The 24,982-nt window shown below is 28.4% G+C and carries 21 protein-coding genes, 1 tRNA gene and 2 pseudogenes; 15 read left to right on the top strand and 9 right to left on the bottom strand.

What is annotated here, in order from left to right; all coding sequences use genetic code 11:
• Nucleotides 1–2: 2 nt before the first annotated feature.
• Both CVOLT_RS06065 and CVOLT_RS06060 read left to right on the top strand, forming a co-directional pair.
• Nucleotides 3–1,385 (top strand): gycolate oxidase, subunit GlcD-related protein, encoded by a 1,383-nt coding sequence (locus CVOLT_RS06065; protein ID WP_039665916.1) that lies wholly within the window; start codon nucleotides 3–5, stop codon nucleotides 1,383–1,385.
• Nucleotides 1,385–2,197 (top strand): ribonuclease BN, encoded by an 813-nt coding sequence (locus tag CVOLT_RS06060; protein ID WP_039665915.1) that lies wholly within the window; start codon nucleotides 1,385–1,387, stop codon nucleotides 2,195–2,197. The genes CVOLT_RS06065 and CVOLT_RS06060 overlap by 1 nt, the downstream gene beginning before the upstream one ends.
• Here CVOLT_RS06060 and CVOLT_RS06055 read toward each other — a convergent pair.
• The 4 genes from CVOLT_RS06055 to CVOLT_RS06040 are packed head-to-tail and all read right to left on the bottom strand — an operon-like array spanning nucleotide 2,141 to nucleotide 6,073.
• Entirely contained in the window at nucleotides 2,141–3,397 is a 1,257-nt protein-coding gene (locus CVOLT_RS06055; protein ID WP_039665914.1) for a ComEC/Rec2 family competence protein, read from the bottom strand. The two genes, CVOLT_RS06060 and CVOLT_RS06055, sit on opposite strands and share 57 nt — an antisense overlap.
• A complete protein-coding gene (locus CVOLT_RS06050) occupies nucleotides 3,394–3,957 on the bottom strand; it encodes a DedA family protein (protein WP_039665913.1) in 564 nt (187 codons plus the stop codon). Before CVOLT_RS06050 ends, CVOLT_RS06055 begins: the two co-directional genes overlap by 4 nt.
• 9 nt (nucleotides 3,958–3,966) lie before the next feature.
• Complete coding sequence (gene rny, locus CVOLT_RS06045; protein WP_039665912.1) at nucleotides 3,967–5,520, bottom strand: ribonuclease Y; 1,554 nt, start codon at nucleotides 5,518–5,520, stop codon at nucleotides 3,967–3,969.
• Complete coding sequence (locus CVOLT_RS06040; protein WP_039665911.1) at nucleotides 5,453–6,073, bottom strand: 5-formyltetrahydrofolate cyclo-ligase; 621 nt, start codon at nucleotides 6,071–6,073, stop codon at nucleotides 5,453–5,455. The genes rny and CVOLT_RS06040 overlap by 68 nt, the downstream gene beginning before the upstream one ends.
• 66 nt (nucleotides 6,074–6,139) lie before the next feature.
• Between CVOLT_RS06040 and CVOLT_RS06035 the strand changes: the two genes are divergently transcribed.
• From CVOLT_RS06035 to CVOLT_RS05995, 9 genes are all read left to right on the top strand, one after another.
• Complete coding sequence (locus tag CVOLT_RS06035) at nucleotides 6,140–6,676, top strand: TlpA family protein disulfide reductase (RefSeq protein ID WP_039665910.1); 537 nt, start codon at nucleotides 6,140–6,142, stop codon at nucleotides 6,674–6,676.
• Nucleotides 6,676–7,542: a signal recognition particle-docking protein FtsY gene (gene ftsY / locus CVOLT_RS06030; RefSeq protein ID WP_039665909.1), complete on the top strand. Its 867-nt coding sequence runs from the start codon at nucleotides 6,676–6,678 to the stop codon at nucleotides 7,540–7,542. The genes CVOLT_RS06035 and ftsY overlap by 1 nt, the downstream gene beginning before the upstream one ends.
• The gene (locus tag CVOLT_RS06025; protein ID WP_039665908.1) at nucleotides 7,539–9,431 is read left to right on the top strand and encodes a motility associated factor glycosyltransferase family protein; all 1,893 of its coding nucleotides are present in this window, start codon (nucleotides 7,539–7,541) and stop codon (nucleotides 9,429–9,431) included. Before ftsY ends, CVOLT_RS06025 begins: the two co-directional genes overlap by 4 nt.
• Nucleotides 9,432–9,461: 30 nt before the next feature.
• A complete protein-coding gene (radA, locus tag CVOLT_RS06020; RefSeq protein WP_039665907.1) occupies nucleotides 9,462–10,793 on the top strand; it encodes a DNA repair protein RadA in 1,332 nt (443 codons plus the stop codon).
• Entirely contained in the window at nucleotides 10,784–12,289 is a 1,506-nt protein-coding gene (locus tag CVOLT_RS06015; protein WP_069106941.1) for a phytoene desaturase family protein, read from the top strand. The genes radA and CVOLT_RS06015 overlap by 10 nt, the downstream gene beginning before the upstream one ends.
• A 65-nt stretch (nucleotides 12,290–12,354) precedes the next feature.
• Nucleotides 12,355–13,035 (top strand): F0F1 ATP synthase subunit A, encoded by a 681-nt coding sequence (locus tag CVOLT_RS06010; protein WP_039665906.1) that lies wholly within the window; start codon nucleotides 12,355–12,357, stop codon nucleotides 13,033–13,035.
• A 100-nt stretch (nucleotides 13,036–13,135) separates the two neighbouring features.
• Nucleotides 13,136–14,554: an Asp-tRNA(Asn)/Glu-tRNA(Gln) amidotransferase subunit GatB gene (gatB, locus tag CVOLT_RS06005; protein WP_039665905.1), complete on the top strand. Its 1,419-nt coding sequence runs from the start codon at nucleotides 13,136–13,138 to the stop codon at nucleotides 14,552–14,554.
• Nucleotides 14,554–15,456 carry an NAD(P)H-dependent glycerol-3-phosphate dehydrogenase gene (locus tag CVOLT_RS06000; protein WP_039665904.1) on the top strand — a complete coding sequence of 301 codons (903 nt, stop codon included), beginning with the start codon at nucleotides 14,554–14,556 and terminating at the stop codon, nucleotides 15,454–15,456. The genes gatB and CVOLT_RS06000 overlap by 1 nt, the downstream gene beginning before the upstream one ends.
• Nucleotides 15,453–16,625, top strand: coding sequence for a dihydroorotase, subgroup IIa (locus tag CVOLT_RS05995; RefSeq protein ID WP_039665903.1), 1,173 nt, complete (start codon nucleotides 15,453–15,455; stop codon nucleotides 16,623–16,625). The genes CVOLT_RS06000 and CVOLT_RS05995 overlap by 4 nt, the downstream gene beginning before the upstream one ends.
• Before the next feature lie 13 nt (nucleotides 16,626–16,638).
• On the opposite strand, the pseudogene cetZ reads toward CVOLT_RS05995, so the two are convergent.
• The 5 genes and pseudogenes from cetZ to CVOLT_RS05975 form a co-directional block, all read right to left on the bottom strand.
• A pseudogene (gene cetZ / locus CVOLT_RS08250) lies at nucleotides 16,639–17,061 on the bottom strand (energy taxis response protein CetZ); the annotation flags it as partial.
• Nucleotides 17,062–17,214: 153 nt separating this feature from the next.
• Nucleotides 17,215–17,832 (bottom strand): annotated as a pseudogene (locus tag CVOLT_RS08245) (PAS domain-containing protein); the annotation flags it as partial.
• Between the two features lie 176 nt (nucleotides 17,833–18,008).
• Nucleotides 18,009–18,443: a hypothetical protein gene (locus CVOLT_RS05985; RefSeq protein WP_039665901.1), complete on the bottom strand. Its 435-nt coding sequence runs from the start codon at nucleotides 18,441–18,443 to the stop codon at nucleotides 18,009–18,011.
• A 20-nt stretch (nucleotides 18,444–18,463) separates the two neighbouring features.
• Nucleotides 18,464–18,549, bottom strand: a tRNA-Leu gene (locus CVOLT_RS05980).
• A 25-nt stretch (nucleotides 18,550–18,574) separates the two neighbouring features.
• A complete protein-coding gene (locus CVOLT_RS05975) occupies nucleotides 18,575–18,898 on the bottom strand; it encodes a F0F1 ATP synthase subunit C (RefSeq protein ID WP_039665900.1) in 324 nt (107 codons plus the stop codon).
• Between the two features lie 192 nt (nucleotides 18,899–19,090).
• Between CVOLT_RS05975 and CVOLT_RS05970 the strand changes: the two genes are divergently transcribed.
• Genes CVOLT_RS05970 through CVOLT_RS05955 form a run of 4 tightly spaced genes read left to right on the top strand, consistent with a single transcriptional unit; the run spans nucleotide 19,091 to nucleotide 24,978 of the window.
• Nucleotides 19,091–20,443, top strand: coding sequence for a sodium-dependent transporter (locus CVOLT_RS05970; protein WP_039665899.1), 1,353 nt, complete (start codon nucleotides 19,091–19,093; stop codon nucleotides 20,441–20,443).
• Nucleotides 20,444–20,452: 9 nt separating this feature from the next.
• On the top strand, nucleotides 20,453–21,790 hold the full coding sequence (locus CVOLT_RS05965; RefSeq protein ID WP_039665898.1) for a sodium-dependent transporter: 1,338 nt from the start codon (nucleotides 20,453–20,455) through the stop codon (nucleotides 21,788–21,790).
• Between the two features lie 9 nt (nucleotides 21,791–21,799).
• Complete coding sequence (locus CVOLT_RS05960) at nucleotides 21,800–23,134, top strand: sodium-dependent transporter (protein ID WP_039665897.1); 1,335 nt, start codon at nucleotides 21,800–21,802, stop codon at nucleotides 23,132–23,134.
• 53 nt (nucleotides 23,135–23,187) lie between these two features.
• On the top strand, nucleotides 23,188–24,978 hold the full coding sequence (locus CVOLT_RS05955) for a pyruvate carboxylase subunit B (protein ID WP_039665896.1): 1,791 nt from the start codon (nucleotides 23,188–23,190) through the stop codon (nucleotides 24,976–24,978).
• The last annotated feature ends 4 nt before the right edge of the window (nucleotides 24,979–24,982 follow it).

The following is a 24,982-nucleotide window of genomic DNA, read 5'->3' as shown; positions in this document are numbered from 1 at the left end:
CAATGCAAGAAAAACATAAAATTTTTTTTCAAAATTTACTAGGAAATGATAATGCTTTTTTTGATGAAGTTCATAAAAGAGCATATAGCTATGATGCGACTAAAAAGCATTATTTGCCCGATGGGGTTTTATTTCCAAGAAATGAAGAAGATGTTAGCCAAATTTTAAAATATTGCAATGAAGAAAAAATCATTATTATCCCAAGAGGTTCAGGTTCAGGTTATACAGGCGGGGCTTTAGCGGTTAATGGTGGCTTGGTTTTAAGCTTTGAAAAGCATATGAATAAAATTTTAGAAATTGATCTTGAAAATTTAGTAGCTGTGGTAGAACCTGGAGTGATTAATGTAAATTTGCAAAAAGCTTTAAGTGAATTTGGTTTGTTTTATCCTCCTGATCCTGCTAGTATGGAGTATTCTTCAATAGGAGGTAATGTCAGCGAAAATGCAGGTGGTATGAGAGCAGCAAAATATGGCATCACAAAAGATTATGTCATGGCTTTAAGAGCGGTTTTACCAAATGGTGAAGTCATAAAAGCTGGGAAAAAAACCATCAAAGATGTGGCAGGTTACAATCTAGCTGGAATTTTAATAGCAAGTGAAGGCTCTTTGGCTGTGCTTACTCAAATCACTCTTAAGCTTGTAGCCTTGCCTAAATTTAAAAAAACTGCAATGGGAATTTTTGATAATATTGATGATGCTATGAATGCAGTTTATAAGACCTTATCAAAAGGTGTTACTCCTGTTTCTATGGAATTTTTAGATCAATTGAGCATACAAGCTTTAGAACATAAATTCAACAAAGGACTACCAACTGATGCAGGTGCTATTTTAATAGCTGATGTTGATGGTAATGTAGAAGAAGCTATAAAAGCAGATTTACAAATTTTAGAACAAAATTTTTTAGAATCTAAAGCAAGAGAATTTAGAGTAGCTAAAGATGAACAAGAATCAGCAGATATTTGGTTTGCAAGAAGAAATTGTTCTCAAAGTATTACAATGTATGGAAATTTAAAACTAAACGAAGATATTACTGTGCCAAGATCAAAGCTGCCTGAACTTTTAAAAGGTATAGAGCAAATTTCTAAAAAATATGGTTTTAAAATTCCTTGTTTTGGCCACGCAGGTGATGGAAATGTACATACTAATGTCATGGTAAGTGATAAAAACAACCCTGAGTTGGTTAAAAAAGGATATGAAGCAGTAGAAGAGGTATTTAAACTAACTATATCTTTAGGCGGGACTTTAAGCGGTGAACATGGAATAGGACTTTCTAAAGCTCCTTTTATGAAGCTTGCTTTTAGTGAAGCTGAAATGGAGTTAATGAGAAATATCAAAAAAGCATTTGATCCTAATAACATTTTAAATCCATTTAAAATGGGACTTTGATGGTTTTTAAAAATATAGTAAAAATTCTTTTAGGATTAAGAGATAAAGAAATTTTAAATTATGCTGCAGCTTTAAGTTTTTATACTATATTATCTTTAATTCCTTTGCTTTTTTTGTGTTTTTGGGTTTTTACTCAAATTCCAAGTTTTGAGATGTATCAAGAAAAGATAAAAAATTTAATTTTTACTTTTTTAATCCCAACTCAGCAAGATCTAATCATAGGTTATATCAATACTTTTTTAAAAAATAGTGTAAATATAGGCTTAATAGGGCTTTTAGCTATGGCTATTACTTCTTTAGCTTTTTTTTCAGGATATGATTATGTAATCAATAAACTTTTACAAGAAGAAAGCAAAAGTCTTTGGTATAGCATTAGTTCTTATTGGACTTTGGTGACTTTAACACCTTTAGGGTTGGGTTTGAGTTTTTATATTTCAGGACTTATACAAAAAACCTTGGATGAATTTAACATAGGAATAAATTTTTTTGAAATTTTACCTTATGTGATTATTTGGATTTTATTTTTTATTTCATATTCTAGCTCTTTAAGTAAAAAAGGTAATTTAAAATTACTTCTTATAACTTCGTTTGGAGCATCTGTTATATGGTATATTTCTAAAACTATTTTTGTGTATTATGCTGTATATAATAAAACATATTTAAATGTATATGGTTCTTTTTCTGTGATTTTATTTTTCTTTTTGTGGATTTATATTTCATGGATTATTTATCTTTTGGGTTTAAAAGCATATCTTTTATTTGAGCAAGAAAACAAAGGGCACAAACCCAAGAGAAATTACAAAAAGAGCTAAATATCTATTAAAAATACTAAGTAGTGATAAAAATAAATATCCTATATAAACCCAAAAAGATATTTTAAAATTTATGCTGTGAAATTTAATATTAAAAAAATCTAACAAATAAAAATCCAATAAATTTCCATAATTAAAAATATGAAGCAATAGTACCATAGGATAAAAAATTATAAATAAAATACTAAGAGGTATAGCTAAAAATTGTTGCAAGCTTAGTAAAGGGAAAAAATACAAAACGGGTATAATCATAGCTAAAAATGTCCAAAAATTTAAAAAAATAATATGGGTTAAATTAGAAAATTTATTTTTAAAATGATGTAAATATAAATAAATATAAAACACCCCAAGCACAGAAAATAAAAATCCTACACTAAATAATAATTTTGGAAAAAGACTAATGCATAAAACTATACTTAAAACTAAAAATTTAAAACTTAGAATTTTTACATTTTTACTATAAAGATAAAATCCAAACAACGCCATACACAAAGCCCTTATATAAGAAGGAGTAAAATCTATAAGAAACATATAAGCGATTAAAAGCACAAAAGCAAATACGCTAAGATCTAACTTTAAACTTCTATAAGGAAAATATCTTTTTTGAAAAAATGCATACAATGGTGCAAATACCACAAAACAAAAGCTAAACAATAACCCCAAATGATATCCGCTAATTGCAATTAAATGTGCAATGCCATAAAAATTTACATCTTGTCTTAGATCTTTAGAGATAGCTTTTGCAAAAAATAAAGCCCCATAAAATTCTTTGATTTTTTCATTTGTATGTTGGTTTAGAAAATAATTGATGATTGTGTTTTGATTTTGAATATAGCTAGTTTGATTAAAATCATAACTTGGTGCAAAAAAACTTTTACTAAGATAATTTTTAAAACTAATATCTTTAGTGATGATTCTAAGTGATAGTGTTTTGTTCTTATCAAAAGTTAAATTTTTATAGCTTATGGTGTAAAAGTTGAAATTTGAATTTTTAAGTTTTAATACTTGATATTTTTTACCATATTTATTTTCTTTTGTATAACTTGATAAAATCATATTATCTTTAAGATAAAGATGTTTTGTGAGTTTAAAATTTTGATAGTTTTTATATTCATAAAAAATATTGAGTAAAAATATAGCTAAAAAACACAAAAATAAAATAAAAAATTCTCTATAATGATAAGAGAATTTTAAATTCATTTTTTCTTAGAAAAACGCGATAAATATAGCCATATAACTAAAGCTAGTGTGATTATAAAAACAGGTGCTATATAAGGATAGTTTGAAAGAGCTTCAAACATTTCTTTTAAAGTATTTCCAAAAATAAATCCTGCATATCCTAAAACAACTGCCCAAATCAAGCTTGCTAGGGTATTAATAATTACAAATCTCAAAAAGCTAAATTTACAAAGACCTGCTGCTATAGGTACTATGGTTTTTACTCCATATATAAATTTTTGAATGATTAAGAGTAAATCACCATATTTTTTGATTTTAATCATTGCAAGAGCGATTTTTCTTCTGTGGTTTTTAAAATAAGGCATGATGTCTTTTTTGTAATACTTGCCAAGTATAAAAAGCAAAGTAGAACCTAGTGTGTTTGCTAAAAATGCTAAAAAAATACACCAATGCAAATCTAGTTTTGTTGAACTAGCACAAAGCACTCCAGCTGCAAGTATAGCAACCATACCACCACCAAAAGAATAAAAAAATAAAATCAAATATCCATAAGTGCTAAGATTATCAATCATTTCTTGCATAATTAGACCTTATTTTGCATAATCAATAGCTCTTATCTCTCTGATAACATTAACTTTAATTTCACCAGGATATTGAACTTTTTCTTGAATTTCTTCAGCAATTTCTTTAGCTAAAAGTATAGATTCATCATCATTTATTAATTTTGCATTGACTATGACTCTAATTTCTCTTCCAGCATTAATTGCATATGCTTTTTTAACCCCTTCTTTACTTTTTGCAATATCTTCAAGTTCGCTAACTCTTTTTAAGAAAGCCTCCAAAACTTCGCGTCTTGCACCAGGTCTAGCTGCACTTAGTGTATCTGCCGTGCAAACTGCTGCTGATTCTATGCTTGTAGCATCTTCGTGGCCATGATGAGCATAAATTGCATTAATTACCACAGGATGTTCTTTATATCGTTTGCAAAGTTCAGCTCCTAAATCTACATGAGAGCCTTCAAATTCATGCGTTAAGGCTTTGCCTATATCGTGTAAAATTCCAGCTCTACGCGCTAATTTTTCATCACCGCCACATTCTGCTGCTATTATACCTGCTAGATGAGCTACTTCTAAAGAATGGGCTAGAGCATTTTGCCCATAACTTGCTCTATAGCGTAATTTTCCTATGAGTTTTATAATTTCAGGATGGATATGATTAAGCCCTAAATCCATCACTATAGTTTGGCCTTCTTCTAAAATGCTATCATCAAATTCCTTGCAAACTTTTTCATGGATTTCTTCTATCCTTGCAGGTTGAATTCTGCCATCTTCAACCAAAAGCTCAATGACTTTTGTAGCAATGGCTCTTCTGTAAAGATTAAAACAGCTTACTATAATAGCTCCAGGTGTATCATCTATGATGATATCTACTCCTAAAACCATTTCTAAAGTTTTTACATTTCTTCCTTCTTTGCCTATAATGCGTCCTTTTAGCTCATCATTTTTGATATTGACAACATTAATAAGCCTTTCAGCAGCAAATTCACCAGCAAATCTTGAAGTAGCTTGAGCTAAGATATAATTAGCTTTGCGTTTAGCTTCATTTTTAGCCTCTTCTTCGTATTTTCTAACTATATGTGCGATTTCATCTCTTGATTTTTCTTCTGTTTTTTGCAAGATTATACTTTTAGCTTCTTCTTGAGTGAGCCCAGCTGAATGTTCAAGAATTTTTAAAACATCATTGAGCTTTTGAGTGTATTTTTGTTTTAAATTCTCATTTTCTTCTATCAGAGCTTTTATGTCTTGTTTTTCTTTGATGAGTTGATTTTTATTTTCTTCATGAAGTTTTTCTTGATGATTTAAAAATTGCTCTTTTTTGTTTAAATCTTCTATTTTACTAGAATGTTCTTTTTGAAGTTTTTGTAATTTTTCATCAAATTTTTTCTTTGCGCTAAATTCTGCTTCAGCCACTGAATTTTTAGCATCTTTTAATATTAATTCAGCTTCGTATTCTATAGCTTTTGCTTTTGCTTTTGCTTGTTCTAAAAAGATGTTAAAATTGGCATCATTAATCTTTTTAGCGACTATATATCCAATCCCTCCGCCTATAAAAACGGCTATTAATGCGACTATAATTTCTATCATTTTTACTTACTTTCCTAAAATATTTTTTATAAAAATTGATATAAAAATCACCTTTTATATCATGCTTTTGACATAATTTTTCTTCACTTTTGCCATTAATTATTTGTGTAAAAATAATTTTTGGCTTATCATGAGTTAAATTTGCAAAAAATCTATCATAAAATCCTTTTCCATGTCCTATTCTTTTAAAGTTTTTATCAACTCCTAATACAGGAACAATGGCTACATCTATATGAGATTGCAAAAAAGAATTTTTAGGCTCATACACTCCAAAACTTTTTTTTTCAAGAGTTAATCTTAATTTTACTACCTTTAAACTTTTATCTTGCATAAATGGAACAAAAATTTGATATTTTTTCGCAAAAAAGCGTCTGAATTTATAAATATCAACTTCATGTTTTAAAGGTATGTATATGAGAATGTTTTTGCATGTTTTTAAAGACTTTAAAATTTTAAATATTTCTTTAAAAACTAAAAAATCTTTTTTGTATTGATGTGTTGTAAATTGATTGATTTTATTTTTTTGTATTTGTCTAAAAGTGTTTTTTGTCAAGCTTTTCCTTAAGTTTTTAACTTTTTATGTTATACTTTTAAGCTTAACAAAACATAAGGAAAATGCTTGAATATAAAAAATTTATTATTTGTTTTTGTATTGATTTTTTTTAGTGCTTGTTCTAGCGAAAAAGAAAATGTACAAGAAGAAAGTGCGAGTATCTCACAAAGTGAAAATATCCATTTTACTTTAAATTTTTTAGATGGCAAAAAATTATTAGTCAAATACAATGATCAAAAATTTGATTTTGATGATAATTCTAAAGCAAAATTGTTTGTATTCTTTACTACTTGGTGTGTTCCATGTAAAGCACAAATTCCTCATTTGAATAATTTATATAAAAAATATCAAGATCAACTAGAAATTATTGCAGTTTTTTTAGAGGAAAACAAAGATCAAGAAATACTTGATTTTATCCAAGAAAATAAAATGGCCTTTTTGGCAACTTTGGGCGAGAATAATTTAGTATTTTCTAAAGTATTAAATATTAATTCTGTTCCAACTATGGTTTTATTTAACACAAAGGGTGAAAAAGCAAGAGAGTATTTAGGGATGATTCCTGAAGAAATGTTAGATATAGATATACAAAAAGTGATAATGTAATGTTTGGATTTTTAAAAAATGGTTTAAAAAAAACCTTAGAAAGTATTAATTTAGTCAAAGCAGATAATAAAGTCATCACAAAAGATCTTTTAGAAGAAATGCTTTTAGAAGCTGATGTGGCTTATGAAATAGTAGAAGAAATTATTTATTATTTACCACCAAATGACGAGGTTAAAAAAGCTGATTTAGAGCGCGTAATGGGAACTTATTTTATATATGATAAACCACAAACTATTAACGCTAAACCTTTTGTTGATTTGATTTTGGGAGTAAATGGAGTTGGTAAAACTACAAGTATAGCTAAAATGGCTAATTTGCATAAAAAAAATAATGAAAAAGTCATACTTGGAGCATGTGATACTTTTAGAGCAGGAGCTATAGAACAACTCAAACTTTGGGCTCAAAAACTTGATATGGATATCATCGCTACTTCTCAAGGACATGATCCTTCAGCTGTTGCTTATGATGCTATATCAAAAGCTTTAGCAAAAGGATATGATAGAGTTTTGCTTGATACTGCAGGGCGCTTACAAAATCAAAAAAATTTAGCAAATGAATTAGAAAAAATTGTTCGTATTAGCGCTAAAGCGATGCAAGGAGCTCCACATAGAAAAATTTTAGTATTAGATGGGACTCAAGGAGTAGCTGGAATTTTACAAGCTAAGGCTTTTAATGAGCTTGTAAAGCTAGATGGTGTGGTGATTACAAAGCTTGATGGAACTGCAAAAGGTGGTGCTTTATTTAGTATAGCAAGAGAACTTGAATTGCCTATTATTTATGTAGGAGTGGGTGAAAAAATGGATGATATTTGCGAATTTAATGTTAAAGAATACTTAGAAGCTATTTTGGAGCCTATTTTTAAATGAGTTTTTTATCAAAAAATTTAGCCGCATTAAATAATCCTTATTTGTATAATAAATTAAAAGATATAAAGATAAATCAATTTCAAAAAATAGAAAATGGGGGGGGGTTAATAGAATTAAATTTTTTAAATATACAAACCAATACTCCAATTTATAAAAATCCAAATTTGCATTTGCAAGAAAAAATTTCTTTTTATAATGATAAATATTTTTTATATCCTATTTTGTATTTTTATGGTTTTGGCAATGGAATTTTATATAAAAGTTTATTGCAAAATCATCATTTAAAGCATATAGTTGTTTTTGAAGATGAACTTGAAATTTTATATTTAGCCTTTAATTTTATAGATTTTTCTCAAGAATTAAAAGAGCAAAGACTTATAATTTTAAATAGTGATATTTCTGAGTTAGATTTAATGAATTTTTTTCAAACTCCCCCGTTTTTTAACTTTTTAAGACTTTATGATTTGCATTTGCATAATGAATATTATGAAATATACCATGAAAATATATTGAATTTAAATGAAAAAATTATCAATATTATAAGAAATGTAATTTTTTATCAGGGTAATGATATAAAAGATGCTTTACAAGGTTTAATACAATTTATTTATAATTTACCTAAAATGATACAAAATTCACCTTTAAGAAATTTATGGCTAAAGCAAAATAAAAAAGCAAAATCAGCTATTATAGTATCTACTGGACCATCTTTAAGCAAACAACTTCCTTTGCTTAAGCAATATCAAGATAAATTTAGTATATTTTGTGTTGATAGTGCTTATTCTATATTAGCAAAAAATGATATTAGGCCTGATTTTGTTTTAATGAGTGAAAGAACTAAAGTAACATCTGAATTATTAAAACAAAATTATGAAAATATAGATGAGAATATTGTATTTATATTGTTATCTTTAGTACATCCTTTAACAATAAAATATTTAGAAAATACTGATAGAAAATTTTTATTAATCCCATATCCTACTATATTTTTTGATAAATTAAATTTGTTTGATTTTGGAAAATCTCCATCTGGAGGAACTGTTGCTTATAATGCTTTGCAATTAGCGTGTGATTTTAATCATGAAAATATCATTTTTATAGGTCAAGATTTAGCATATGGAGAAGATGGAAGTTCGCATCCTAAAGATTACATTTATGGTGCAGGTTATGAAAGTAATATGACAAAAGAATTATCTACAGCTTATGGAGGATATGGCGAAGTTTTTACTCATAGTACTTGGAATACATTTAGACTTACTATACAAAATTATATAGCTAATAAAAAAGGTTTTAAATTTTATAATGCTACAGAAGGTGGAGCTAGGATAGAAGGAACTATAGAAAAACCATTTAAAGAGTGTTGTGAAGAATTTTTAGATGAAAATTTAACAAAGCCTTTTGAAAAACCATCGCCATTAGATAAGAATGCTCAAGATGATTTGTTATTACAAAGTTATAAAGTAATTAATGATAATTTAAAAATTTGCGATGAATTTATTAAAAAATTTGAGCTTTATTTTGAAAATCTAATACAAATAGAAAATAAAATTCAAACTTTGGCAGCATTTAAAGACAAGAAAGAATTGATAATTAAAAGTATAAATGATTTAGATATTTATAAAACAAAACTTGATGAGTATTGCAAAACTTTTTTATATGAATTTATTAGACCTTTTTTGCAGCAATTTGAATTTAATTTAGCAAGAATTTATGTTTTAAACCCTAAAAATGAAGAAGAATGGCTTAGCAAAAATACAACATGGATTAAAGATCATGTATTTTTGTTTGAGGTTTTAATAGCAAATATTAAATTATTAAAAGAAGAGATTAAAAGCAATATAAATCCTTTAAAAGAAGAGCTTGTAAAAAGAAATTTAAAAGCTAATTAATATATAATTTTTTAAAAATTAGGTGATTAAATGGCTAAAAAACAAATTTTATTTGAATGTCAAGCTTGTGGAAACCAACAAAATAAATGGCTTGGAAAATGTCCTGATTGTGGCTCTTGGGATAGTTTTATAGAATTAAAACAAGAGCAAATTAAAATTTTAAAACAAGTTTCAAGCAAACCAAGCACGGCTTTATGCATAGAAGATGTTACTATACAAGAATTTCAAAGACTTAGCACTCAAGATAGTGAGCTTGATTTGGTTTTGGGTGGGGGTTTGGTAGTAGGTTCTTTGGTTTTAATAGGAGGTTCGCCAGGTGTTGGTAAATCTACACTTTTATTAAAAATAGCTTCAAATTTAGCAAGAAGTGGTAAAAAAGTCTTGTATGTAAGTGGAGAAGAAAGTAAAACGCAGATAAAATTAAGAGCAAATCGCCTAGAAGCTAATGACAAGAATTTATTTTTATTAACCGAGCTTTGTTTAGAAGATATTTTAGATGAATTATCTAATAATAATTATGAAATTTTAATCATAGATTCTATACAAACTATATATTCTAATAAAATAACTTCAGCAGCTGGGAGTATAACTCAAGTTAGAGAAATAACTTTTGAACTTATGCGTTTTTCTAAAGCAAACAATATAAGCACTTTTGTGATAGGACATATAACAAAAGATGGAGCTATAGCAGGTCCTAGAATTTTAGAACATATGGTAGATGTTGTGCTTTATTTTGAAGGTGATGCAAATAAAGAAATAAGAATACTAAGAAGTTTTAAAAATCGTTTTGGAAATATAAGTGAAGTTGGTATTTTTGAAATGACTTATAAGGGTTTAATTAGCGCTAAGGATGTTTCTAATAGATTTTTTACAAGAACTAAGGCCATAAGCGGAAGCGCATTAGGAGTTATTATGGAAGGAAGCAGGGCTTTAGTGCTTGAAATTCAAGCTTTAGTTTGTGAGAGTTCTTATCCTAAAAGAAGTGCTACAGGATATGAAAAAAATCGTCTTGATATGCTTATTGCCTTGCTTGAAAGAAAGCTTGAAATTCCACTTGGTAGATATGATGTTTTTATAAATGTAAGTGGTGGGGTTAAGATAAGCGAAACTGGAGCTGATTTAGCTGTGGTCGCAGCTATTATTTCTAGCTTTAAAAATCGTCCTTTGAGTAAGGATAGTATTTTTATAGGTGAGTTGAGTTTAAATGGTGAAATAAAAGAAGTTTTTTCTTTAGATGCAAGATTAAAAGAAGCAAAAACTCAAAAATTTAAAAACGCTATAATACCTAATAAACCTATTGAAAATATAGATATAAAATGTTTTATAACTAAAGAATTAAAAGAGGTTTTAGAATGGATGTAAAATATGATGTTGTTATAATAGGCTCTGGGCTTGGAGGATTAAGTGCTGGTGCATATTTAGCTAAAAATGGTAAAAAGGTTTTAATCTTAGAACAGCATTCTTTAATAGGTGGTTGTGCAACTTGCTTTAAGAGAAAAGGTGTATTAATAGATGCAGGTTTGCATGAGATGGATTTTGGAGATCCAAAAACTGATATGAAACATTTGATTTTTGAAAAACTTGGTTTAAAAGATAAAATCAAAATAGTAAAATTACCAACAGCTTGGACCATAAAAAGTAAAAACTATAGCTTAACCTTGCCTCATGGTATAGAAAATGTTAAAAAAATTTTAAAAAAAGAATTTAAAGATGACGCTTATGGCATAGATAAATATTTCAAAGATATATATTTACAAGCTTGTTCAGTAAGAAGATTTCCTTGGGATATGAATTTTATGGAGCTTTTTTTGTTTCCTTTTACTACAGCTTGGATTTTTTTGAAAAATAAAATTACAAATAAAAAAGTTTATGATGTATTAAATTCTTATATAAAAAGTGATAAATTAAAAAAGATATTAAATGCAAATTTAAGTTATTATCATCATGATAGTAAAGAATTTATATTTTCTTATCATGGTATTGCTCAAAAGCATTATTACGATGGTGGAGTTTATATAAAAGGTGGTTCAGGTGCTTTAAGCGATGCTTTAGCTGAAATTGTCAAAGAAAATAAAGGAGAAGTGTTATCTAAAGCCGAAGTTGTAAAAATTATCACAAAAGATAATAAAGCTTGTGGAGTTGAGTATATAAAAAACAATGAAAAAATAAATGTTTATGCTGATAGAATAATAGCAAATTGTGATCCTTTGATAGTTTATAAAGATTTGTTAAAAGATTTAAATTTAAGCAAAGAAATTGAAAAATTAAATTCTAAAAAAAGAGCCACATCTTTAGTAAGTGCTTATTTTATATATGATAAAAATATATCTGAAATTTATAAGGATATGGATTATTCTACTTTTATTTTTGAAGATGAATTTTTAGAAGGTTCTTATGAAGATACAAATATATTAAAAATAGATATCACAAAAAGACCTATGGCTTTTATAAATTATTCTAAAATTGACAGTGGTTTAAGCGATGATAAATTCGTAGGAGTTGTAGCTTTTAGCTCTAATTATGATGAATGGGATTTACCAAAAGAAGAATATAAAGCTAAAAAAGACAAGGTTTTAAATGCTGTTGTGTCAAGACTTGATGAAATTTTTCCAAATTTAAGTGATTATTTAATTCATAAAGAATTAGCTACTCCAAAAACTATACAAAGATACACAAGAGCTTACGAAGGAGCTATATATGGTTTTTCTCAAGATAAAGAAGGGATTGATTATAGATTGCATTATAAAAGTAAAGTTTTAGATAATTTATATTTTGCAAATGCTTTTATTTTTCCAGGTGGCGGATTTACTGGTGCTACTTTAGGAGGATATTTGGTTGCTAATAAAATACTTAAATGATTTCATTAAAATATAAGCAAAATCATTCTATAATGAGCGTTTTTAAATTGCACTAAGGACTTTTGATGAAAGATTTATTTTTATTTAGTTCTTTTATAGATTCTAGTCATACTTTTGCTTATTTTTTTCATTTAGGTATAGTAGTTGTTATTTCTATATTGTTAGCTAAATTTGCTACAAAATCCATGCAAATAGTTCCAAGGGGAAGTCAAAATCTGGCTGAAGCCTATATGGAAGGAATTTTAAGCATGGGAAAAGATACTATGGGTAGTGAAGAAGCAGCAAGAAGATATCTTCCGTTAGTTGCTACTATAGGTTTTATAGTATTTTTTAGCAATTTAATTGGTATTATTCCTGGTTTTGAAGCACCAAGTGCAAGTTTAAATTTTAGTGCTACTTTAGCGATTATTGTATTTTTTTATTATCACTATGAGGGTATAAAAACTCAAGGATTTTTTAAATATTTTGCCCATTTTATGGGGCCTGTAAAAATTTTAGCTCCTTTAATGTTTCCAATCGAAATAGTATCTCACATTTCAAGAGTTATATCTTTATCATTCCGTTTATTTGGAAATATCAAAGGGGATGATTTATTTTTAGCTGTTATTTTAGCGCTTGTTCCTTGGGTAGCACCTTTACCAGCTTATATGTTATTAACCTTTATGGCATTTTTACAATCATTTATATTTATGATTTTAACTTATGTTTATTTAGGTGGTGCTACTACTATAGATGAACATCATTAATTTATAAAAAGTATCTACTTTTTATAAATTCTTCTTTTTCTTTTAAACTCTTTTTGAAATAAAAAACGATAAAATAAATAAAAACTCTAAGGAACTATTAATGTTTGAAGTGGTTATAGGACTTGAAGTCCATGCACAATTAAATACTAAAACTAAAATTTTTTGCTCATGTGCGACTTCTTTTGGAGAAAAATCAAATACTAATGTTTGCCCTACATGTTTAGCTTTGCCAGGTGCTTTACCTGTTTTAAATGAAGAAGCGACTAAAAAAGCCATCGCTTTTGGTAAAGCTATAAATGCCACTATAAATAAAAAAAGTATTTTTAATAGAAAAAATTATTTTTATCCTGATTTACCAAAGGCCTATCAAATTTCTCAATTTGACATACCTATAGTAGAAAATGGAGAACTTTTTATAAATATTAACGGAGAAAACAAACGCATAGGCATAACAAGAGCTCATTTAGAAGAAGATGCGGGAAAAAACATACATGAGAGTAATTTTTCAAAAGTAGATTTAAATCGTGCGGGCACTCCTTTGCTTGAAATAGTTAGCGAACCTGAACTTAGAAGTTCTGATGAAGCAGTTGCTTATCTTAAAAAATTGCATTCTATTATAAGATTTTTAGATATTTCTGATGCGAACATGCAAGAAGGAAGCTTTAGATGTGATGCTAATGTTAGCATACGCCCAAAAGGAGATATTAAACTTTATACAAGAGTTGAAATAAAAAATTTAAATTCATTTCGTTTTATACAAAAAGCTATAGAATATGAAGTAAATCGTCAAACTCAAGCTTGGGAAGATGGGGTGTATGAACAAGAAGTGGTGCAAGAAACAAGATTATTTGATACAAGTAATTTAATCACTAAAAGTATGAGAGGAAAAGAAGATTCTGCTGAATATAGGTATTTTCCTGATCCTGATCTTTTACCTGTTATTTTAAGCGATGAAATGTTGAATATAAAAATTCCAGAATTACCAGATGAAAAAAAGGCTCGATTTATTAGTGAATTTGGTATTAAAGAAAGTGATGCTGAAGTTTTAGTTTCTTCATTAGAGCTTTGTAGATATTTTGAATATTTAATTGATCAAAAATTAAATCCTAAACTTTGTGTTTCTTGGCTTACAACTGAGCTAATGGGACTTTTAAAAGGCGAGCTTACTATAGAAAATTCCCCTATAAAAGCTGAAAAATTAGCTTTACTTATTAAACGCATAGAAGAAAGCGTAATAAGCGCTAAAGCAGCTAAGGAAATTTTAGCTTATATTTTTGAAAATACTCAAATTAGTGTAGATGAAGCCATAGAAAAACTTGGTTTAAAACAAGTAAGTGATGATGGTGCTATTGAAAAAATAATTGATGAAATTTTAAGTGCTAATGAAGATAAAGTCGCTGAATATAAAAGTGGTAAGGATAAGTTATTTGGATTTTTTGTGGGTCAAGCAATGAAAGCTGGTAAAGGGGCTTTTAATCCTGCTAAAGTTAATGAAATTTTAAAAGCAAAGCTTGGATAATGAAAATAGCGGTTATTGGCGCTGGTAAGTGGGGAAGTGCTTTATATGATGCTTTAAGTGTTAATAATCAATGTTATATCACCTCATATCACTTTAAGGATATTGCAAATTTTGTTGATACCAAGAAAGCTTTAGAATGTGAGTATTTGGTTTTTGCTTTGTATGCTCAAGGAGCACATGAGTGGCTTAAAAATAATTTTAAAGATAATAATCATAAAATTTTAGTAGCCTCTAAAGGTATAGATTTTAAAAGTTTAAAATTTATGGATGAAATTTTTTTAGATTTTATCGATGAGAATAGAATTTGTTTTTTAAGCGGTCCTTCATTTGCTTTGGAAGTGTTGGAAAAAAAGCCTTGTGCTTTAGTTATTAGCGGTAAAAATCAGCAACTTTGTGAAAATTTTTCTTCATTTTTCCCAAATTATATCAAAACATATACAAGTAGTGATGTCAAGGGTGCTGAAATTTGTGGAGCTTATAAAAATGTTTTAGCTATTGCAAGCGGAATTTGCGATGGATTGAATTTAGGAAATAATGCTAGAGCATCTTTAGTTTCAAGGGGTTTGGTAGAGATGCATCGTTTTGGGCAATTTTTTCAAGCCCAAGAAGATACTTTTTTAGGTTTAAGTGGTGCTGGAGATTTATTTTTAACTGCTTCAAGCTCACTTTCTAGAAATTATAGAGTAGGATATAATCTTGCACAAAATAAATCATTAGAGCAAATTTTACAAGATTTAAAAGAAGTTGCAGAGGGCGTGCAAACTGCGTTTGCTATACATTCTTTAGCTCAAAAATATCAAATATATACACCAATTGTTAATGAGATTGTTTCTATACTTAATGGAAAAAAAGTTCAAGATTGTGTAATTGATTTGATGTCATCAAAGGAGAAAATGCAATGATCTTAAAAAATGCAAAAATTTATGGTGAAAAAAAAGTAGATGTGAAAATTCAAAATGGAAAAATTGCTCAAATTAACGATTGCATTAATGATAGTACAGAAAAAAGCATAGATTTAAAAGAAAAAACTCTTTTACCTTCTTTTATTGATTTAAATGTAAATTTATTAGATGCTAAATTTGATCTTGATAAGCTTGAAAATTTAGAACAAGAGTGTTTAAAAGGTGGAGTTGGTTCTATTATCTTAAGAGATAATTTAGGATTAAATACTCAAGGATATAAATTATATTTTGAAAAATTAAAAACTTTAAAGATTAATGTATTGCCTAGCATTAAGGCTTTAGATAATGAAAATAAATTAAAAGATATTTCTATTTTGCTTGATAGTGGTGCAAAGGCAATACAAATTCAAAGCAATATAGGAGCTAATCTTATAAGACAAAGTATGCAATATGCTAAAATGAAAGATAGTATAGTTTTTGTGCAATGTTTTGATGAAAATTTTGACGATCATGGCGTGATGAATGATGGAAAAGTTAGTTTTGAGTTAGGACTTATAGGAATTAGTGATATAGCTGAAAGCAGTGAAGTGGCTAAAATGAAAGAAATTTCGCAATTTTATCAAAGCAAGATTGGTTTTGATGCTTTAAGTTTAACTAGATCTTTTGATCTTTTAGAAAATTTAAATAGTGAAATTTCAATACATCATTTATTAAAAAATGACAATGCATGTGAAAATTTTAACACTAAGGCTAAAATTTTACCTCCTTTAAAAGATCCATTAGAGCAGGAAAAACTACAAAAATATTTTATAGGGGGAAAAATTAAATTTTTAACCTCATTACATTCTCCAATATCTGATTCTAAAAAAAATATAGCCTTTGATGATGCTTTATTTGGCATAGATAGTATAAATATGTATGCGAGTTTATGTTTTATTTATTTTGTAAAAAATAAATTATTAAGTTGGAAGCAACTTTGTGATTTTACTAGTTATAATCAAGCTCAGTTTTTAGGGCTTAATAAAGGAAAAATTGATATTGGTTATGATGCTGATTTATTTGTTTTTGATGATGAGGTTGTATTTGAAGGCAAAGGTTTATATAGCAAAGATTTGTTACAAGGGCAAGTAAAAATGCATATAATTAATGGAGAAGTTTTTAGCATTTAAGCTAAAAACTTTTTTAATCATTTTGCATAGCTTGTGCAACTTGAGCAGAGCTATTTCTAATTTTTTCCATACATTCTCTTGCATCTTTTGCTAAATCTACGCTTTGATTTACTCCATGTAAGCCATCTTTAATACTTTGAACTACTTCAGCAGTTACATTTCTAATTGAATTAATAGTTGTGGTTATTTCATTTACAGAGTGACCAGTTCTTTCAGCTAAATTTCTAACTTCATCAGCAACCACAGCAAATCCTCTACCATGATCTCCAGCGCGAGCTGCTTCTATTGCGGCATTTAATGCTAAAAGATTAGTTTGATCAGCTATATCGCTAATGGTTTGGATGATGTTTTTAATTTCTTCAGATTGTTCATTAAGTGAAGATACTAAATTGCTACTATTGCTCATCATTTCTGCGATATTTTGGATATTTTGCACGGTATTTTCTATGACGCTATCGCCTTCTTGGGTTAAATTATCATTTTGCTCTGCTAGCTGACTAATGAGTTTTAATTTTTCTTCATCTCTTACAACTTGATCTGTAATGTCTGTTGCAAATTTAATTACTTTATAAACTTGACCATTATCATTTTTTATAGGATTATAACTTGCTTCTAAATGGATTAATTTATGATTTTTACCAAAACGGACAAATTTTCCAGACTGATACTTTCCATTTCTTAATTCTTCCCAGAATAAAGTATATTCTTTTGAATTTCTAAATTTTTCATCACAGAACATACTATGATGTTTGCCTTTAATTTCACTTAATGAATATCCCATGGTTTTTAAGAAATTTTCATTAGCGGTTAAAATTTCACCTTGAGGGTTAAATTCGATAATAGCCATTGAACGATTTACCGCTTCAATGGTATTTTTTAAATCTAACATTTCATAATGTCTTTGTGTAATATCATTTGCAAATTTTATGACTTTGTAAACTTGATTATTTGGATTGATAATTGGAATGTAGTTAGCTTCTAAAAAGATTTCTTTGCCACCTTTTGCAATACGCTTAAAAAGACCATTTCTGGATTTTCCATTTCTTAAATCTCTCCAAAATTCAGCATAATTTGGCGACTTTACAACTTCTGGTAGACAAAACATACTATGATGCTTGTTACGAATTTCATCAATGGTATAGTTCATAGTTTTTAAAAAGTTTTCATTAGCACTTATAATATTACCATTTATGTCAAATTCTATCATAGCCATGGTACGGCTTATAGCATTTTAAGATATCTTGAAAACCTTGGTTTGATTGTTCTAATTGGAGAATTTTGTTCTCATTTTTTTTGCCACCAAACATTGTAAATCCTTTACTTGTTAATAAATTTGTATGTTTGGATTTTAACTAAAAGGAAACAATAAAAATCATATGTAAATTAAATTTTTGATAAATTAGCAAATTTTTCTTGCAAGGAATTTCTTATAACATCGTTAATCTCTTGAGCGTTTAAGAGATATTGTTTATTAAGTTCTTCAAGTTCGCTTAAAAAATTAAATAACATTTCTTGCCATAAAGCATCATCTTTTTTACTTAAATTCATGGTTTGTAGGTGATTTAATTTTCTGCTCATATCACTTAATGCTTCTAAAAATTGTTCTTTTTGCTCTTGTTCTTTTAATTTGATTTCATCTTGTAAAAGCTGGTTTTTGATATTTCTCATTTCTTCATTGATTAAATCGCAAAATTCAGGATATAAATTTGTTTTTATAGGTTCTAATAAAGCTTTCTCATCTAAATTTAAAGTATATTTTTTGATTGCGAAAAAAAGTATTAAAAAAGCTATAGCACTAATAAGAATATAAAAAGCCATTTATGAAAATCCTTAAAAAATGGTGCGGTTAGCGAGATTTGAACTCGCACACGCTGAGCGCACCACCCCCTCAAGATGGCGTGTCTACCAATTCCACCATAACCGCATAAAACCCTCTTAAGAGGGTTTGATTAAGCTGCTACCAATGCTTGGAATGGATTAGCATAAAGAGCAATAAGTGCTATAACAAGTGCATAAATAACTTGAGCTTCTATCATAGCTAAAGCAATGAACATAGTAGTCATTAATTTACCACCAAGACTAGGATTTCTAGCTGTTCCTGCGATAGTTGCTGCTGCAGTATTTCCCATACCAATAGCACCACCTAAAGCTGCAACACCAAGTCCTAAACCTGCTGCTAAAATAGAAAATGATGCTAACCATTGATTCATAGTTGCATCAGCTGCAAATACAAAAGTACTCATAGCTAACATTAAAAATGCGATTTTTTTCATATTTAATCCTTTGATTTAGATTTTAAATCCTTTCGGCTTGCGTATCCCTACTCGAGATTTAATAAAGCTTTAATTATATAAAAATATAACTTTAAAATTATTGAAATTTAGTCAAAATATTATATTTTAAAACAAATTAAAGTTTTTTTTAGCTAAATTAAATCCTTTACATTGCTAAATTAAGGTGTTTTTATGAATGATAAATTTTCTAAAATAGGATTTATATTAGCTGTGGCTGGTTCAGCTGTAGGACTTGGAAATGCTTGGAAATTCCCGACCTTGGTGGGGCAAAATGGCGGGTCAGCTTTTGTTTTGTTATATTTGCTTTTAACTCTTGGAGTTGGCTTTGTGATTTTTTTAGCTGAACTTAGCATAGGAAAATTAAGCGAAAAAGATCCTGTAAATGCTTATCATTCTTTAGCGCCAAAAAATAAAAAAGCATGGTCAATTGTAGGTTTTTCCATGATAGGGGCAATTTTAATTGTTTCTTTTTATAGTGTTATTATAGGGTGGATTGTTAATTATGCTTATTTGGGATTATTTCCTTTACCAAAAAGTATAGATGAGAGCGGAGCTATCTTTGGAAATTTACTTTCTAAAGATGTTTTGTCTCAATTTATATGTTTTACTTTTGTGTTTATAGTAATTTTTTATGTAGTATCAAAAGGTGTTAAAAGTGGTATAGAAAAACTTAATGTTTGGATGATGCCAAGTTTATTTATATTGCTTATTTTAATGCTTGGATATTCTTTTAGTATGGATGGATTTTCTAAAGCAAGTGAATTTTTATTTTCACCAGATTTTTCAAAACTTGGAGTGGGTGCTTTTTTAAGTGCTTTAGGACTTGCGTGTTTTAGTTTATCTATAGGTGTTGGTTCGATTATTACTTATTCTGCGAGCTTGCCTGATAAAACAAATTTTATTAGTAGTACAATTAATATCATTATTATAAATATTATCATCGGCATTATGATGGGACTTATTGTATTTACTTTTATTTTTGAATTTGGTGCTGATCTTACTCAGCAAGGCCCAGGATTGATTTTTGTATCTTTATTGAGCTTATTTGCAAATATAGATCCAGTAGGATTTTTACCATTGGGTAATATCCTAGCAGTAGCATTTTTTATAGCTTTATTTTTTGCAGGCATTACTTCAGCAGTTTCTATGATAGAGCCTTTAACTTTTTATTTGATTAATTCTTATAATTTTACTCGTAAAAAAGCTTTGGTGTTTATAGGTTTTATTGTTTATATTTTAGGAAGCTTATGTATATTTTCAGGTATTGAGTGGAGTAAAGATTCTTTAGAATTTTTTGGAAAAAGTTTTTTTGATATACTTGATTTTATTGCTTCGAATTTGATGATGCCTTTGGGTGGATTGTTTGGAGCTATTTTTGTAGGTTTTGTGCTTAAAAAAGAAACCTTACAAAATTTGTTTAATCCTTATATGAAAGGAATATTTTTTGAAATTTGGTATTTTTTTGTGAGATTTATCTCACCTTTGGCAGTCGTGTTTATTATGATAAAACAACTTTTTCTTTGAGGATAAAAAATGAATGATAAATTTTCTAAGATAGGATTTATATTAGCTGTAGCTGGTTCTGCTGTAGGACTTGGAAATGCTTGGAAATTCCCGACCTTGGTGGGAAATAATGGTGGTTCAGCTTTTGTAATAGTATATTTGCTTTTGACTATCGGGGTAGCTTTTGTGATTTTTTTAGCTGAACTTAGCATAGGAAAATTAAGCGAAAAAGATCCTGTAAATGCTTATCATTCTTTAGCGCCAAAAAATAAAAAAGCATGGTCTTGGGCTGGTTTTTTTATGTTAGGGGCTATTATTTTAGTTTCTTTTTATAGTGTTGTTATAGGGTGGATTGTAAAATATGCTTATTTAGGATTTTTCACACTTCCAAGCAATACCGATGAAGCAGGAGCTATCTTTGGAAATTTACTTTCTAAAGATGTTTTGTCTCAATTTATATGTTTTACTTTTGTGTTTATAGTAATTTTTTATGTAGTATCAAAAGGTGTTAAAAGTGGTATAGAAAAACTTAATGTTTGGATGATGCCAAGTTTATTTATATTGCTTATTTTAATGCTTGGATATTCTTTTAGTATGGATGGATTTTCTAAAGCAAGTGAATTTTTATTTTCACCAGATTTTTCAAAATTAAGCGTTTCTTCTATACTAGATGCTTTAGGACTTGCTTTTTTTAGTATGTCTTTAGGAGTATGTGTGATTTTAACCTATGCTGCGAGTTTGCCTGATAAAACAAATTTTATAAGCAGTGCTTTTAATATTATTATCATCAACACTATCATCGGCATTATAATGGGACTTATTGTATTTACTTTTATTTTTGAATTTGGTGCTGATCCTACTCAGCAGGGTCCAGGATTGATTTTTATATCTTTAACAACTTTATTTGCAAAATTAGGACTTTTGGGTAATATCCTAGCAGTAGCATTTTTCATAGCTTTATTTTTTGCAGGTATTACTTCAGCAATTTCCATGATAGAGCCTTTTACTTTTTATCTTATCAATCGTTATCAAATTTCAAGAAAAAAAGCTTTAATGTATGTTGGCTTTATAGTGTATTTTCTAGGAAGTTTATCTATACTTTCTTTTTATGCTCCAAGTTCTGAAAGTTTAACCTTTTTTGGAAAAAGTTTTTTTGATATCTTAGACTTTTTTATACAAAATCTTTTGATGCCAATTTCTGCTTTAATCACGGCATTTTTTGTAGGTTTTGTGCTTAAAAAAGAAACTTTACAAAATTTGTTTAATCCTTATATGAAAGGAATATTTTTTGAAATTTGGTATATCTTTTTAAGATTTATTTCACCTTTGGCAGTAATTGTGATTATGGCAAGACAAATTTTTTTCTAAGGATTAAAAGTGAATGATAAATTTTCTAAAATAGGATTTGTACTAGCAGTAGCAGGTGGTGCTATAGGGCTTGGAAATGCTTGGAAATTCCCAACCTTGGTAGGACAAAATGGCGGATTTGCTTTTGTGTTGTTATATTTACTTTTAACCATAAGCATAGGATTTTGCATATTTTTAGCTGAAATTGCTATGGGAAAACTTAGTCAAAAAGATCCTGCGAATGCTTATAAAAGTCTAGCTTTAAAATACCCTCAAAAATGGAAATTTGCTGGATTTTTTATGCTAGGTGGTGTTTTTGTTTTGTCATTTTATTTGGTGATTATGGGTTGGGTTTTAAAATATATGGTCACTTCAATCTATCATTTACCAAGCAATACCGATGAGGCAGGAGCTTTATTTGGAACTTTGATACAAAATAGTATTTTAGAAAGTAGTATGTATTTTTTGATTGCTTTTTTTCTTACTTTATTTGTGGTATCAAAAGGTGTTAAAAGCGGTATAGAAAAATTAAATATTTGGATTATGCCAAGTTTGTTTATCATGCTTGTTTTGTTACTTGGATATTGCTTTTTTCAAGATGGTTTTAAACAAGCTTTTGCTTATCTTTTTTATCCTGATTTTTCTAAAATCAGTTTAAATTCCATACTTACAGCTTTAGGACTTGCATTTTTTACTTTATGTTTGGGTATAGGTTGCATTACAACCTACGCAGCTTCTTTAAAAGATGATACTAATTTAATTACAAGTTCTATTGTTGTAGTGATTTTAAATATTTGTATAGGTCTTATGATGGGGCTTATAGTATTTACTTTTATATTTAAATTTAATGCAAATCCTGCTGAAGGAGCTGGGCTTGTATTTATTTCACTTACTACTTTATTTTCAAATTTAGGTGGTTATTTTGGCAACTTTTTAGCTTTTTATTTTTTCTTAGCTTTATTTTTTGCAGGTATTACTTCAGCAGTTTCTATGATAGAACCTTTTACTTTTTATCTTGTTAATGAATATCAAATTTCTAGATTTAAAGCTTTGGTGTTTATTGGTATTGTTGTGTTTATTTTGGGGTTGGGTTGTATTTTATCTTTTAGTGGTGCTTATGGAGAGCATTTTAGCTTTTTTGGATTGAGTTTTTTTGATATTTTGGATAAATTAACTTCTAATTTTATGTTGCCACTTGGTGCATTAGCTAGCGCGATATTTGTTGGATTTTTTGTAGATAAAGAAAGTATTTATAAAGTATTTTCTAAATTTATGAGCAAGATAGTGTTTGAAATTTGGTATTTTTTGTTGAAATTTATTGCTCCATTAGCAATCGTTATCATTATGTTAAATCAAATTTTATAAAGTTTATGTTTAAGAAAATTGGAGTTATAATTATTAATATTTAAGGAAAAATGATGGCTAAAAAATTGATTGATGTAATGGACACTACTTTTAGAGACGGGTTTCAGTCTGTTTATGGTGCTAGGGTTTTAATGGAAGATTTTTTTCCTGCTTTAGAGGTGGCTAAAGAAGCTGGAATTACCCATTTTGAATTTGGTGGTGGAGCAAGATTTCAGAGTTTGTTTTTTTATCTTAATGAAAATGCATTTGATATGATGGATAAATTTAGAGCCATTGTAGGTAAAGATGCAAATTTACAAACCTTAGCTAGAGGTGTAAATACAGTTACTTTAGATACTGGTAGTAGAGAAATTATAAATTTGCATGCAAAAATGTTTGCAAAACACGGCACGACTACGATAAGAAATTTTGATGCATTAAATGATGTAAATAATTTGAAATTTAGCGGAGAATGTATAGTAAAACATGGTTTAAAACATGAAATTACCATTACTTTGATGGATTTGCCTCCAAAATGTAAAGGTGCCCATGATGTGCCTTTTTATGAAAAAATTTTAAAAGAAATTTTACAAGCACAAATTCCATTTGATAGTATTTGCTTTAAAGATGCTAGCGGAACTTCTAATCCAAATAAAATTTATGAAGTCATTAAAATGGCAAGAAAAAATTTACCTCAAAATACGCATATAAGATTGCATACTCATGAAACTGCAGGGGTTAGTATAGCTTGTTATTTGGCTGCTTTAGAAGCAGGTGTTGATGGTATAGATTTAGCTGCAGCTCCTGTTAGTGGTGGTACAAGTCAGCCTGATATTTTAACTATGATACATGCGTTAAAAGGTAAAGATTTTGACTTAGGATTAGATAGTGAAAAAATCTTAAGATATGAAGAAGTATTGAAAGAATGCTTGAAAGATTATTTTTTACCACCTGAGGCAACTGCTGTTAATCCTGTGATTCCTTTTTCTCCTATGCCAGGTGGAGCATTAACTGCTAATACTCAAATGATGAGAGATAATAATATCTTAGATAAATTTCCAGCTGTGATTAAAGCTATGCAAGAAGTAGTTGAAAAAGGTGGTTATGGTACTTCTGTAACTCCTGTTTCGCAATTTTATTTTCAACAAGCTTTTAATAATGTTATGTTTGGACCATGGAAAAAAATTGCCGAGGGCTATGGCAAGATGGTTTTGGGGTATTTTGGTAAAACTCCAATTACCCCTGATGAAGAAGTGATTAAACTTGCTAGTGAGCAACTTAAATTACAACCTACAACTAAAAATGCAGTAGATATTGCTGATGAGGATGAAACAAAAAGTTTAGCGTATGTAAAATCTTTATTAGAAAAAGAAAATATAACAACAAGTGAAGAAAATATTTTTATAGTTGCAGCTTGTAAAGAAAAAGGTTTGGCGTTTTTAAAAGGTGAAGCTAAGGTCAATGTAAGAAAAAATGAAAAAACTAAACCTTTAAATTTAAGCAATGAAAACCAATTTACCGTATCGGTCAATGGTAATAAATACCATGTAGAAGTTAGTGCTGGTTTTGATAAAGATGTTAATGTAAAAAGTGCTATTAATGTTAAAAATAGTAAAGTAGAAGTTAAACCTAAAAATATTCCATCTGATAATGCTAATGCAATTACAGCTAGTATGAATGCTAATGTATTTAAAATTTTAGTTAAAGCAGGTGATGTGGTAAAAGAAGGACAGGTGGTTGTAATACTTGAAGCGATGAAGATGGAAATTGAAATTAATGCTCCAAAAGATGGAGAATTATCTGAAATTTTTGTAAATGCAGGTGATAGTGTAAGTGAAGGTCAAATTTTAATAAGCTATAAATAAGGAG

This window comes from Campylobacter volucris, assembly GCF_008245045.1.
Classification (GTDB): domain Bacteria; phylum Campylobacterota; class Campylobacteria; order Campylobacterales; family Campylobacteraceae; genus Campylobacter_D; species Campylobacter_D volucris.
This window is presented reverse-complemented; position numbering and strand designations above follow the sequence as displayed.